18 protein-coding genes and 2 tRNA genes are annotated in these 12,617 nt (G+C 38.9%); 3 read left to right on the top strand and 17 right to left on the bottom strand.

The annotated features are described in order from the left end of the window. Nucleotides 1–6 precede the first annotated feature (6 nt). Nucleotides 7–83, bottom strand: a tRNA-Arg gene (locus ACQXR1_RS21530). 31 nt (nt 84–114) lie between these two features. Further along, nucleotides 115–189 (bottom strand) — tRNA-Gly (locus ACQXR1_RS21535). 622 nt (nt 190–811) lie between these two features. Here ACQXR1_RS21535 and ACQXR1_RS21540 point away from each other — a divergent pair. Beyond that, complete coding sequence (locus tag ACQXR1_RS21540) at nt 812–1,474, top strand: hypothetical protein (protein ID WP_042977629.1); 663 nt, start codon at nt 812–814, stop codon at nt 1,472–1,474. 79 nt (nt 1,475–1,553) lie between these two features. Here the strand turns inward: ACQXR1_RS21540 and ACQXR1_RS21545 are convergent, their stop codons facing one another. From ACQXR1_RS21545 to ACQXR1_RS21560, 4 genes are all read right to left on the bottom strand, one after another. Further along, complete coding sequence (locus tag ACQXR1_RS21545; RefSeq protein ID WP_418210200.1) at nt 1,554–1,748, bottom strand: hypothetical protein; 195 nt, start codon at nt 1,746–1,748, stop codon at nt 1,554–1,556. Next, a complete protein-coding gene (locus ACQXR1_RS21550; protein WP_017696808.1) occupies nt 1,741–1,968 on the bottom strand; it encodes a hypothetical protein in 228 nt (75 codons plus the stop codon). The genes ACQXR1_RS21545 and ACQXR1_RS21550 overlap by 8 nt, the downstream gene beginning before the upstream one ends. Before the next feature lie 336 nt (nt 1,969–2,304). After that, a complete protein-coding gene (locus ACQXR1_RS21555) occupies nt 2,305–2,436 on the bottom strand; it encodes a hypothetical protein (protein ID WP_284690764.1) in 132 nt (43 codons plus the stop codon). Further along, the gene (locus ACQXR1_RS21560) at nt 2,436–3,566 is read right to left on the bottom strand and encodes a tetratricopeptide repeat protein (protein WP_430772816.1); all 1,131 of its coding nucleotides are present in this window, start codon (nt 3,564–3,566) and stop codon (nt 2,436–2,438) included. Before ACQXR1_RS21560 ends, ACQXR1_RS21555 begins: the two co-directional genes overlap by 1 nt. Before the next feature lie 208 nt (nt 3,567–3,774). Between ACQXR1_RS21560 and ACQXR1_RS21565 the strand changes: the two genes are divergently transcribed. Both ACQXR1_RS21565 and ACQXR1_RS21570 read left to right on the top strand, forming a co-directional pair. Then, nucleotides 3,775–5,538 carry a T7SS effector LXG polymorphic toxin gene (locus tag ACQXR1_RS21565; protein WP_430772817.1) on the top strand — a complete coding sequence of 588 codons (1,764 nt, stop codon included), beginning with the start codon at nt 3,775–3,777 and terminating at the stop codon, nt 5,536–5,538. A 20-nt stretch (nt 5,539–5,558) separates the two neighbouring features. Continuing rightward, a complete protein-coding gene (locus tag ACQXR1_RS21570; RefSeq protein ID WP_017696803.1) occupies nt 5,559–6,023 on the top strand; it encodes an SMI1/KNR4 family protein in 465 nt (154 codons plus the stop codon). 51 nt (nt 6,024–6,074) lie between these two features. On the opposite strand, the gene ACQXR1_RS21575 is transcribed toward ACQXR1_RS21570, so the two are convergent. From ACQXR1_RS21575 to ACQXR1_RS21625, 11 genes are all read right to left on the bottom strand, one after another. Further along, complete coding sequence (locus ACQXR1_RS21575; protein ID WP_430772818.1) at nt 6,075–7,049, bottom strand: N-acetylmuramoyl-L-alanine amidase; 975 nt, start codon at nt 7,047–7,049, stop codon at nt 6,075–6,077. Between the two features lie 49 nt (nt 7,050–7,098). Next, entirely contained in the window at nt 7,099–7,362 is a 264-nt protein-coding gene (locus tag ACQXR1_RS21580; RefSeq protein ID WP_017696801.1) for a phage holin, read from the bottom strand. A 15-nt stretch (nt 7,363–7,377) separates the two neighbouring features. Continuing rightward, the gene (locus tag ACQXR1_RS21585) at nt 7,378–7,656 is read right to left on the bottom strand and encodes a hemolysin XhlA family protein (protein ID WP_017696800.1); all 279 of its coding nucleotides are present in this window, start codon (nt 7,654–7,656) and stop codon (nt 7,378–7,380) included. A 66-nt stretch (nt 7,657–7,722) separates the two neighbouring features. Then, the gene (xepA, locus tag ACQXR1_RS21590; protein ID WP_430772819.1) at nt 7,723–8,616 is read right to left on the bottom strand and encodes a phage-like element PBSX protein XepA; all 894 of its coding nucleotides are present in this window, start codon (nt 8,614–8,616) and stop codon (nt 7,723–7,725) included. Nucleotides 8,617–8,707: 91 nt separating this feature from the next. Next, nucleotides 8,708–8,872, bottom strand: a complete 165-nt coding sequence (locus tag ACQXR1_RS21595; protein ID WP_186453307.1) for an XkdX family protein — start codon at nt 8,870–8,872, stop codon at nt 8,708–8,710. Further along, nucleotides 8,869–9,198 (bottom strand): XkdW family protein, encoded by a 330-nt coding sequence (locus tag ACQXR1_RS21600; protein WP_430772820.1) that lies wholly within the window; start codon nt 9,196–9,198, stop codon nt 8,869–8,871. Before ACQXR1_RS21600 ends, ACQXR1_RS21595 begins: the two co-directional genes overlap by 4 nt. An 11-nt stretch (nt 9,199–9,209) precedes the next feature. After that, nucleotides 9,210–10,313, bottom strand: coding sequence for a hypothetical protein (locus ACQXR1_RS21605; protein ID WP_430772821.1), 1,104 nt, complete (start codon nt 10,311–10,313; stop codon nt 9,210–9,212). Between the two features lie 3 nt (nt 10,314–10,316). Then, nucleotides 10,317–10,589 (bottom strand): hypothetical protein, encoded by a 273-nt coding sequence (locus tag ACQXR1_RS21610; RefSeq protein WP_430772822.1) that lies wholly within the window; start codon nt 10,587–10,589, stop codon nt 10,317–10,319. Beyond that, nucleotides 10,586–11,164: a YmfQ family protein gene (locus tag ACQXR1_RS21615; RefSeq protein ID WP_430772823.1), complete on the bottom strand. Its 579-nt coding sequence runs from the start codon at nt 11,162–11,164 to the stop codon at nt 10,586–10,588. Before ACQXR1_RS21615 ends, ACQXR1_RS21610 begins: the two co-directional genes overlap by 4 nt. Then, nucleotides 11,148–12,194: a baseplate J/gp47 family protein gene (locus ACQXR1_RS21620; protein WP_430772861.1), complete on the bottom strand. Its 1,047-nt coding sequence runs from the start codon at nt 12,192–12,194 to the stop codon at nt 11,148–11,150. Before ACQXR1_RS21620 ends, ACQXR1_RS21615 begins: the two co-directional genes overlap by 17 nt. Continuing rightward, complete coding sequence (locus ACQXR1_RS21625) at nt 12,187–12,612, bottom strand: DUF2634 domain-containing protein (RefSeq protein WP_430772824.1); 426 nt, start codon at nt 12,610–12,612, stop codon at nt 12,187–12,189. Before ACQXR1_RS21625 ends, ACQXR1_RS21620 begins: the two co-directional genes overlap by 8 nt. Nucleotides 12,613–12,617 lie beyond the last annotated feature (5 nt).

Here is a 12,617-nt window from a genome sequence, read left to right on the forward strand (position 1 = left end):
GAGATATGGCGCGCCCGAGAGGAGTCGAACCCCTAACCTTTTGATCCGTAGTCAAACGCTCTATCCAATTGAGCTACGGGCGCAATTAAATTTATAATATCCCGTTGGGATAAATGGAGCGGAAGACGGGATTCGAACCCGCGACCCCCACCTTGGCAAGGTGGTGTTCTACCACTGAACTACTTCCGCATATCGCAATAAAAAAAGCTTTCTCCTTTTTGAGAAACCTTAGTAATAATACATTTAATAAAGCTTCCAAGCGGGCTCGAACCGCTGACCTCTTCCTTACCATGGAAGAGCACTTAGAAAGTTTTAAAAAGGTTTCGTAGAACAAATGTTATTATAGCAGGGTTTAGATTAATGTCAATACGTTTTAGACAAATTTAAAATGGGGACGAATAATCTTGTTCGTCCCCATTTCGTCCCCATGTCCCCACTTCTTTCTATATATATGGTTATAAAAAAAGAACACCGACTGAGGAGCATTGCAAGTCTATGTGTTCTTTTTTATTTAAAAATTATCTGTGCATATTTTTAAGTTCGGGCAGCCCTTCCTGCTACCTTAAACAACCATCTTGGAGCAAAAAAGGATTTACTATGGTTAAATTTTGTTCTTTCTTCTTTTCAAGAACCATCTAACAATTAAATAAATGATACCTAACCAAACAATAATCGGAATAATAATACCCAAAGTCGCCATAGTAAATTCCTCCTATTTTTCTTTTATTTTACAATAAACCCTATGATTTCCCTATTTTTTCAAGTATACTACGAATGTATCAAACTTCAAATAGGAAAGAGGTAGGAAAGAGTGAAAAAACGATCCTTATTAATGCCTAGTCTCGCCGCCTTGTTATTAGTCCCTGTTGCACCAGCATCAGCGTCAGAAACACCACGAGTTCACACTCCATCAAATGCTATGCAAGCCAAACTCGCCACGTCTCAAGCAATGGACACAGAACTCGAAGTTAAAAAACTAAAAGAATTAGGACAAGATCCAGAAAAACTCCAATTCAAAGATGGACAATCTCTCGAAGTTAAATTTGATGACGGCAGCCGAATTGTCTACTCCCTAGAAATAACTCCTACATCAAAAGAAAATCTTCCTAAGAACCTCACCCAAAGTGACGCTGACATCCAAGCCACATACAAAACATACACTTTAAGAAAACAATACTTCTATGTCACAGCAAATGCCAACATTTCTGTCAAAGCAGATATTAAACATGAAGGAAGAAGCTTAACTGTAAGAAGAGCTTACCATGGTTTCCAAGGTACATTCGCTAAAAATGATAAACAGTCCAGCCGTATCATTCGAAAAAATGCCACCAGCCCAAAAATGGGGATCACAGAAACAAGTGGACAATTTACGTTGTATGCTTTCGGGAACATAGCTGACTACTATACAAGGAGCTATGTACTAAGAATGGATATTGATACTGCTGGCTTCGCCCAACTAAGAGTAATGCAATAAAGCAATGTTAATCACTCCTTGCAAAGCCCCCTTTTAATTTATAACAAAAAGAACCCATCTATGACGATGGGTTCTTTATTTAATAACTTTTAATGTTCTTGGTGATCCCGCTTCCCAAGTTACATATTCTTTTCTTTTCAGAGCGTCTAACAGCCCTTTCACTGTACTCGGTGAGGTTAATTAATTCTCTATATGTAGGAGCAAACCCCTTTTCATTAATGTATTTTTCGATAACTTGGAGCGTTTCAAATTGTCGTTCTGTAATTTTACGCATAATTCCTGACCCCTCTTTTATATGTTGCAGGAGAGACAGCAAGGATATTCTCAATAGTAAACGTCTTTGTCTGACGACTTTTAAAACAAAAAGCTCGAATATAATTCTCATTTATATGCCGTACAATTATTGATCTCTTTGTGATAAGTCCGTCATTTCTCATATAAATCATATCTAATGCTGTTTTCTCAGTTAATGAACGTTTTAAAATCGATTCCATGCTTTCCTCCTCCTTCTTTACCATCATTTTATACAAACATCAGTTCTATTTCAAATTGGAATACGAATGTTCGTTCTGGTATTATTTACTCAAGAAGGCAATTGAATTAATTGATTTTGAACAAACAGTATATCGGATTATTTTTAATATGACTCACTTCGAAAAAAATCCCTCGTTGGATCAATTGAAGAGAAAAACCGGGAAGGATGAACGAGCTATACGGGAAGCCGTTAAGAATCTTATGAGGCAGCGTTTGTTAAAATGGGATAAGAAAAAAATAAATGGATTGTTTAAAAACCCCACCTTAAAAGATGGGGTTTAACAGGGTAATATCACTTAGATATTAATAGCTTTTTCGGCTATATGGAAAGTTCCAGATTCATTCATAGCAGCATATACATTTTCCACATTTAATAAACCTGCAAAAAGAATACCGATTAAAGCGGAGCTGATTAAAATTTTTTTCATTATATAGCCTCCGTAACCTTAAGTATTTGTGTTTGTGCATGTATAGTTCTCTTTAAGAAGCTTCTTCCCTCTGCATAGTTTCTTTGCTCATAATGAAAGTCACCCAATTTTTCTGTTAATTCTGCAAAATCAGACCACAGACGTTTCTTTTCCAAATAGTCTAAGCTTCGATTTACTTCTGTTTCATTATATTCTTCATATATTGAATTAATGATCTTTAATTTCGCCATGTATTCTTCTTCATTAGAATCTTCAGCTCGTTTTAAAGCTGTTTCATAAAAAAAACGTGCTTCCTTAGGTTTGTTGCTTTGGTAAAGTACATTTGCCATCATATATAATGATCTTACTCCATACACTGTATCAAGATGTTCTTTCATGTCTATTGCTTTTTTGAAATGCTCTTCCGCTGCACTTAGGTTTTGGGTCCTTAAATAAACTAAGCCTAAATTATGAAAGATCACTCCAATGATCCTTTTTGCCTTTTTCTCACTCATTCCCTCAGCGACACTTAAAGCTTCTCGGTAATATGATTCCGCCTCTGTCAGCCGGTACATATCGTACATATTAGCTCCAAACATCATATTGCATCCGATCACTTTCACCTTATACAATTGATTTTTTCCAAACAAATGCTTAGCTTTTTTTAAATGATTCAGGGAAACAAAATGCTGATCAATTTGATAGTAGGCATCTGCTATTTTATAATGAAATTCAGCTTGTTCCATTTCATCTGAAACTGCAGTCAATTCTTCCTCAGCTTTACGATAATAACTTATCGCTTCCACGTATTCTTTATGATCAAATTCATACATCCCTCGGAAAAATAATGAGTAATATTTTAAAAGGCCTGTAAGTCTTTTTTGCGGTTTTTCTATTTTTTCAAGTAGTTCATCGACTGTAGGACGATCCCGATATCTGTCTTCTGGCTCCAATGAATCTAACATCAATTGATGACGGAAACACATCAATGAATAATAAACAAGTAAATCTTGATCCTCTTCCATTTCCTCTATTTCTTGCTCCACTTCCGCCTTTAAGATTTCTGCATCAGGAACACTGAATTGACGAATCATTTTATACCATTCATTGATCTTGACTCCCACTCGGGATGACGGTAAAACTTGGTCCATACATACCCCTCCCTCTTATGTCTATTTTTGTAATATTGTAACATTTCCAAAAAGTGTTTATGCCGCAAAAAAACCGCAAACATTTTCTTCGGTTAGTTTCGTTGCAGTTCATTTTCCCAATAAAAGGTTTTTTGTATTTTTCGATATCTTTATATGGTAAAATTTTGTTAATCAGTGAAACACAAAGCTTAATAAGAAAGGATATATCATGAAGGTATTTGAAGCTAAATCACTGCTTTCTGAAGCAGATAGACGCGCAAAAGAGTACAAGGAACTCAAATCACAAATGGTTAAGCTCAGAAAAGCATTTAAAGACGTAGCTAACCTGGATGACAGCGAGTTTTCAGGTAAAGGTGCAAACAATATCAAAGCATTTTATCATGATCATGTCGGTGTTACAGATCAATGGATTGATCTTATCGATATGAAAATTGCTTTCCTTACAAGTGTCTCTGAAGTTATAGAGGAAGCCAGCTTGTCAGATGCATACGTCGAGGAGTCTTTTTTAGAGCATGAACTCGCAAATGCTTATAAAACATCAAAGGCTATTATGTCTGAACAGAGGAAAGCAATGAAGGACATTCTGAATGATATTGACGATATCCTACCACTTGATTTGTTTTCAACAGAAAACTTTAAAGTTGAACTTGCCAGTGCAGATAAGAAGCGTGAAAAAACAATTGATAAAATTGGACAAGTTGATAATGATTTAACAACTGAATATGCATTAACAGAGCCTAACGAAGAATTCATTCAACAAGATTTTAAAAAACTTCAAGAATCAACAGGCAAAGGGAAAAATGCTACACCTATTCACTATAATGCCAAAGCGTATAGAGAAAGCGACATACATAAGAAAAAAGGCGATATTGAAAAACGTACAGAAGCTTATTTGACGATTAAGAAGAAGGAAGAAAAAGAACGAGAAATTGAAAAACTGAAAGAAAGACTAAAAAACTACGATTATGCGGATGCCGATGAATTTTACTCAATGGCAAAAACCATTGGTTATGAGAATCTTACTAAAGATCAACAGAGGTATTTCACACAAATTGAAAACACACGTGAGTTGATGGCTGGAGCCAAAGGTACTGTTACAGCTCTTTATGATATGACAACTGAAACATTAGACTATATGGCACACAATCATCCTGTCGACATGCTTATTAATTCTGCAGTTGCAGTTTATCACTATGATTCCACATTTAATTCAATTAAAGATGCAATTGTTACTTCCTATGTTAGAGACGTAAAGAACGGTGACACAGAATCAAAGGCTCATTGGTTTACATATGCAGCAGTAAACATCTTTGGCTTAAAAGGTGCTGGTTCAGTTGCTAAAATAGGAGTGAAAACAGCCGGAAAAGCTGCAGTCAAAAAAGTGTCTAAAAAACTGGATGAAACTCCTGATCCACTAACAGCAATTAAACCGTTTGTCATGCGAGAAGATGTAGTTGTAGCAGGTGGCATGCCGTATAATGTCATCAACGATATGAGCGCAAAAGACAGGCTGCTTCAGCTTGCTAAAAAATTAGATGAAAGCCGAAAACCGTTTACAGGGCAAAAGATAAACCCACCTTGGTTAAATAAAGAGAAGTATGAAGCATATGAAATAAAGGGAAATGTAAAGGCGAAAGGTAAAATTAAAGATGTAAGCCGTAGAGTATATACGATGAAAGATATCGATCTTAATCAAAAAAATCGTAAAGGCCTTACGAATCTTCAACTAATGAAAAATGGTAATGCTCCGTTTGCAAAAGATGGCACACAGATTAATTTACATCACTTGATTCAAGAAGAACCTGGCCCAATGCTTGAAATTCCAAATAGCTTACATACTAAATATAGCGGCATTATCCATAAGCTTAAATCTGACGGCGAAAGCTTTAGAAACGATCCAGTTTTGAAAGCCCAGTATGATAATTTCCGAGATAGGTATTGGAAGTGGAGAGCAAAACAATATGAAAAATAAAAAAGGAATGAGAGATATCAATGGATTTATATGAAAAAACTATAGAATTTATAACTGAAAATAAAGCAGACAGTTATTTTACTGGAGGAATAGGTGAAGAAGAGATTATTAATATAGAGAAGGAGCTCCAATTACAACTTCCTGATAGTTATAAATGGTTTCTGAAAAACTTTGGCTCTGGTGGCTTATATGGAATTGATACTTTGGGGTATGACTATGGTGGAGCTTCTGTAGTTGAAACCACAGAAGAATATCGTAATCATTTTAATTTGTCTGAGGGACTTGTTGTAATAGAAGATATAGATTTTTTTGCATATGCTTTAGATACTAACAAAATGAACAGTAATAATGAATGTCCTGTTTTTATTTGGGATAGGGTGCTTGGATACCAGGACAAGCTAGCCGATAGCTTTATTGAATTTTTCTATAAAAGATTGCTTGAAAAAAAAGAAAACTGGGAAGAAGATGAAGACTGGGACGATTAAGTCAAAATTAATTATAATTTAGAGCCCCTCATTATATGAGAGGCTTTTTTATTACTTCAATTTCGCTTCAATTTTCGCTTTAGTTTTTGGCCCATAAATGCCATCAGCAGTCAGACCATTTACTGACTGAAACCGTTTGACTGCATTTGCTGTTTTCGGACCATACACGCCATCAATGCCGTTATTCTTCGCCCCTTTATCCGGATAGAAATAAAGAGCAGCCAGCGCTTGTTGAATCTTTTTGACTTCCGCTCCCTTTCTCATTGGGCTTGTTACTTTAAAGACACCAGAAGGCAAGGAGCATGATGACTTTTTACTTATTGTTAGTTTAGAAGTGGAAGAACTGGAGCCTTGCAGTTTCAACTTTTGACCAACTGTTATTTTATTCGGATCCTTAATGTTATTCCATTTCTGGAGGTTTGCCACACTTACTCCTTCAGCCTTCGCGATTCCGGAAAGTGTGTCTCCTTTTTTCACTGTATATGTTGTTCCGGATCCTGAAGAACTGCCTGAAGACGCTGAACTTTTTCCACCGATTTTGCTTAATTCATCAGCAATAGAGGCTTTCACTTCATCCCATCGACCCTCTGACAAAATCCGGTGAGGGCAATATTTCCCGTTCCAGTCTTGATGTTTGCGAACTCGATCAACACCCCAGCCGCGCTCTTTAAGCAGTTGCGCCACAAACTTGATTGCCAATTTTTCAGCAACGTAGTATTTAGCGCCCCCTGACTTGCTGTAGCAGATCTCTACTCCGATAGACTTGCGGTTTCCTGGACCATCTTTCCCGTCTCCTGTGTGCCATGCATTACGATTCAACGGAAGCCCTTGAATAACCTGTATATCATCTACCGCAAAGTGATAGCTTGTTGAGCTTGTGTTGTTCTTCATATAAGAGATTTCATTCTTAGCTGAAGCGTCGTTTGCTGTATTGTGAATAGTGATATATTCCGGAACCATGGGATTCGGACATTTCAAACTGTATTTTTCTTGAGAAACTAAATTTTTCACCACTTTTATGGCCATAATATTTCCTCTCCTATCTTCAGATTAAAAAGGCTGCCAGCAGGCAACCTCATTTAGTTAGATTGTTTTGTTTTAAAATTGCTTTTTGCTTGTGTCCTTTGGTTGTTACGTAGTTATTTTTGAACCATGCTGCGAGTGTCGTGCCGATAGTAAAGATCACAGACCCTGCTGTGTAAAGAGCATCAGCAAGCTGATTTACTTGGTCCTCCGTGATATCTAAAGGTGATTTCCCAAACATCAGCATAGTTTGATTAATAAGTGCAATTAAAAGAAGCACCGTCCGAATGACCGTGCCTTTGTCGTAGTTTTTCATATTGTGTGTTCCTCCTTATTTTTGCAAAACAGTATAGAAAATAGCAATTGCACCGCCAATAACCCCGGTACAAACTGCTGTAATGATAGCGCCTGTGATGGAGCGTTTGATCCATGTTGTATTTTCTTCTATTTTGTTTAGCTTTTCATTCAGCGTCATGATCTGCTGATCTTGCCTATCCGAGACACGCTCAAGGGCATTGACGCGCTGCTCTATCGCTTTATTCTCACTTTTAATCTCTGATATTTCTCTTTGTAGTGCGAGCAAATCCGGAACCTCCGTCGGTTGTGACATCAGTACACCCCCTTTTATTTCATCTTCTTCACCTCCTCCGAGGCACAATAAAAGGACAGCCGGATTTTATGAGACGGCCGTCCCTCTTACTGAAAAGTTTCCATTCGTCAAAGATTTAAGTTCCATCACGATTTCTTTAAAACCGGTAATATCAAAAGACCAGGCTTCTGACTTCCCTTTTGTGCTAGTGGCAAACGTGCCATCGTCCACTTTTTGCCCTCTGAGGGCTCGTTTTGTTCCAGATAAGGATTTACCCCAGAATATTAATTCGCTTGTCTCAGCTGTCCCATAAACCTCAATAAGCAACGTTTTAAATGATCCCACAGTGAACGGGGTACCTTCACCCACTGTTTCTGTTTTATCATGAAAAACAACATCCATTGTTTTTGCTTGAGTGTCCAATGAGCTAATATTCAAGCCTTCAGTCTGAACTTTTAAGCGCCCATCATCAGTTAAGCCGCTCTTATCTATTTGCATAGTGAGCGGAGCAGCTGCCCTAATTGGAACAGCTTGTTTAATATTTATGTCTTCTTCCCCAGCGCCAAGCGACTGATAAAGCAAGAAATCGGACTGTTGCAGGTTACCGTTTGCATACCTGAAACGGAAATATCGTTGTGTTAAGTGGATCCAATCAGTCTCGCCAAGTGTCCCCGCCTTAACCAGTAAGGAAGATACTGTCGTCCATGTATTCTGATCGTTACTTTCTTCGATAAATAATGTACCTTCACGATCAGAATAAGCATGTCCTTTTACTTTTGAAATTAAAACCTGACCTAATCGATCTTGGCCATACTGTGTATAAACTTCAGTTGCTTTTAAGACTGCATTTGTCAACAGCTCAGCATTACCTGAAATGGCAGCCATCGGCACCACAAAATCTCTGTTCCCTTCTCTGTATGGCTTGGCTGCCCCCGGCTTACCGGCTGCATCTGTTGGAAATTGAAAACTATACTGCGTCATTTTAAAATTCCTCCTTGCTTTTGTTAGTCTTTAGCGGTCTAGCATGGGCGTTACATCGTACCCACCCCCTTTCAGGCAAAATAAAAAAGCCCTACATGGCTTCTCCTGTGATCTCTTTATACTGTTCTGCAGTGATTAGATTTTTTTCTATTCCTTCCTGTAAATCTTCGCGCGAGCAATCTCTATAGTGGATTGCCTGCTTCACCATTTCAGGGGTAGCCCAGTTATAATATAAAGCCAGTACCCAATAATTCATTCTTCATTCCCTCTTTCTAAGGAAAGGAGCTGCAGCTTTATTTCAGACAGCGCATTTCCTAAAGTTTGGTTTAATTCCTCAAGCTGTTTGCGGGCCAGCTTTTCTTGCGACAATTCTTGTGCAAGCAACGCGACCTGATCAGGAGGCTCATATGGTGGATTGCTCTTTGATTCTTCCCACCACAACTGCAACTCCTCTTCCGTCGGAATAGGCGTCCTTAAATTCCATTCTTCAATATAAGACCCACTCCCATCGTTTCTCAAGACAAAATCCTTTTTGGGGACGGCCTTAGGATACTTGTACATGATGGCATCATATAAGATCATAAGCTCTCCTCCTAAATGTTTCGGTAATTCCGACCGCCTAATTCCAAAATATCGAAATAATTAAGAACTCCATTGCTGTCCATGATATAACGGGTCTTGGATCCAGAATAACCCGCATACACGTAAATCTCGATATAATCTCCTTCATCAAGTGGAACGGTTACTGTGCCTGTCACCGTCGCGTGAAACTCTATTGAATCGCTGTTATCTTTTGGAGATGGAATTATGAAGCGATTCATCAATTTATATTTAGCTCCGTTCTTATAAACATAAAGCTCAAAGTTTGAATATTGGAGTGAGTTTTCAATATACAGACTTGCGCCTACCAGATACATTCCTGAATGACTGGCCGTAAATCTGTTGGTTTTCGTATCAAACAATTTATGGCTGTCTTTGATGATCCGGTTGAATTTGATTTTCTGGAGTTCTCCTCTTATCAAAGCTTGTCTGCCTGTCGTCCCTATGTTCGCATGGGCAAAACTAGATATTTTTTCCCATTGGGTCCAACCAGACTCATTCCACCAGTGCCGAATCCATGTCCCCGTATTATAGTAATAATCACCGGTTTCATTTGCGGTCCCATAGAAGTATTGAGTAAAACGATAGTTCGAACGCTTTTCGTTTTTCACAAATCCATAGCTGAGTGGATAACCAGTTTTATTGCCCTGGCCAATATCCATTAACGTAATTCCGAGAGGATATTCACTTCCTGAAGTCCGGGCATCTTGTATTGCCTCTGAATCTGGTAAGACATTCAATTTCTCATTGGTGAATTTCTGATCCGCGTATATTTTCGCATTCTCTTCAGCACGATCTGCTTTTTCCTGGGCAGCATCTTGGGTTTCCTTGGCATTCCATTCTGCTCTTTCATCTGCTGTAATATGAATCGTTTCATCGTCAACATGTCGATTAAATTCAGCTTTTGAAGCTTGCTGCACATTCTCTACATTTCCAAGCCCAATTTGAGCCTTTGTCGTGCCGTGCGGATTATTCATGTCATTTTTATGTGCTGCTAAATCTTTATGCGCGTCATGAATGCCTTTCTCCCAACGGTTTACATCATCCTCATTGATCGGATCATCCGGCAGCCAGTCTGTTTTTTCTTCATATGCCATTTATTACACCACCTCAAAAGTAAATCTAAAGTCCAGCGTTCTATTGTTACTTACATCTAAATCTGTTGTTCTTTCCGTAATCACGTTGTTCTGTTCATCAAGAATCTGAACACTCTCAATGTGTTTGATATCTTCCTCCCGATGGGTAAGCACTGTAACAACTGCGCCCTGAATGGTTTTTTCCACAATCTTTGTTTCATTCCCATTCAGCAGCACTTTCGATATTCTACTTTTTAAATCTGCAGCTGTCCGCTCTCTATAAACTTGCGTAATCATGGTAAAACCACCTCGTTATTATTGAGCGTGACGGAATAACCCACCATCAGCTCATTTACTTTTCGATATCGTCTGTTATTCAAAATGACAGTATCTTTTATCTGGAGTGGCTCATTTAAAGCAGCTCGCAAAGTATACGCCAAATGAGCCGGTTTCATGTTTTCCAGTGTCTCTATGAGCTCGCTCATGTGCTGCATATCATCTATATCAATATCAACATTAAAGCGGTACTCCCCGGGAAGCAGCCGGACCTGAGCGGACGGATTCTTTAGAAACCGGTTCAATGCTTGTTCAATAGCTTTATAAGTTGCCGGAGGGATATTGGACATTTTCGAGATAAGACGTAGCCGGCGGATCTCATACGTATCACCAGACTCTCTCGGAACGTTCAATATTTTTTCCCAACGTTCAAGCCCCCAGGTTGCTGTTGTGACAAATAGCTGATCTGTCAGATCAAAGATGCCGTTATTTTGCTTTTCAAATTCGGGAGCTTCTACCTGAAGAAGTTCAGACATTTCCTTTAACTTGGTAAGGAACGGCGGCAGGTAAGCGGTCATTTCATCGAGTTTGCTCAATGATTGTCACCTTCCCAAGCTTAGGAATTTCTACGTCACTAAGAATTAAATTTTCAGCCACGCCGTTGATTTTGATATCTGCATAATCACTTACTGAGGGAGAATTATAGACAATATTATTGATCTGCGATAAGCGGATGACATTGTCTTCGAACGCCATCTTTTTAAAAAGATTTAATACACCTGATTCGATTTCTTTCTTCACCTGATCAATAGAGCTATTGACTTCGGGAAGCACCTCTGCTGATATCTCAATCTCTTTCCAAACCGCACTCTCCACCGTGACAAAGGCACCTATTGGCGCTTGTCCCTCGCCTTGTCCGGGTTCAGGGTCAATATAGTTTTTAACCTTAGAAATCAATATATCGGAAGCAGGTTCCAAGTTAGCATTGGTCACAACAATTTTGACTGTGCCATCCCCGTTCCAAAGCGGAAAAATTTTTGCCTTTCCGACTCCGTCAACTTCTTCCGCCCACTGTTTATAATGCTCTTTATTTGCACTGACAGCTTCCCGGCGAACGCGGGTAAAATATCTAGCTCTTAAACTGTCATCGTCCTCTTCTTCACGACCAGGAATCAGAATCTCTTTAACAATAGCTTTTTGAAGCCCAGGTATAGTGTCTAATGACAATAGATTCTGACCAGATATGTTTGCGTTCCCTGCTTCTCCAGCTGTTTCACATTCTAACGTCCCGTCAGCTGTGTATTGAAAATACAGGTTATCAACAAAAAAGCGGGAGCCCACTGGAATGGTTACTCCTTCAGTAAACTCCGCTGCCCGGACTGCTTTCGTGGCAGCCGTTCGCTCGATGCCGGCTTCAGTAGCCCGACGATCTAAAAATTCCCCTTGTGCTGTGTCTGAGAAGACAAGTTCCAGCACAGTATCAAGCCAAATATAAGACTTGGCCAATTCTGCGGCTGCAGGAGCTAACGCGTTATAAATCACGCTTCCTTCCCTTGTATCAATGTCCGCTGAAATGCTGTTCAACATACGGTCCATAATCACTTCAAAGGTTTGATCCTCAAACATCTTCACCAAGCACCTCCTCGATCTCCAGTTTTCCCTCGTCCGTTTCGACTGTAAAGGAAACATGGAACGAATCACCTTGTTTTTCTATTTCAAAATCTGATACAGAGGAAACACGATCGTCATAGATCAGCGCTTCCTCTATTAGCCGCGGAATCTCCATTTTCTTATATGCGTCTGTGGTTTCATTATCTGCCAAGATGTCTTGAAGCTCATTTCCAATGTCATGGCTGAAAACAGAATAGGCGTATCGCTCAGTATGAAGGGATAAATATACAAACTGCCTGATTGCTTCAAGGCCTGTTATCATTTCATTTGTGATACGGCCATTTTCAAAATCTATTTTGTAGGTTTGCGAGGTTTCTATGACTTCGCTATCATCTTCAATATCATTAAATTCAATTTCTGGCGAAAGGGCCAACTCAG

The sequence above is a fragment of the Bacillus sp. ATD genome (assembly GCF_050585765.1).
Taxonomy (GTDB): domain Bacteria; phylum Bacillota; class Bacilli; order Bacillales; family Bacillaceae; genus Bacillus; species Bacillus stercoris.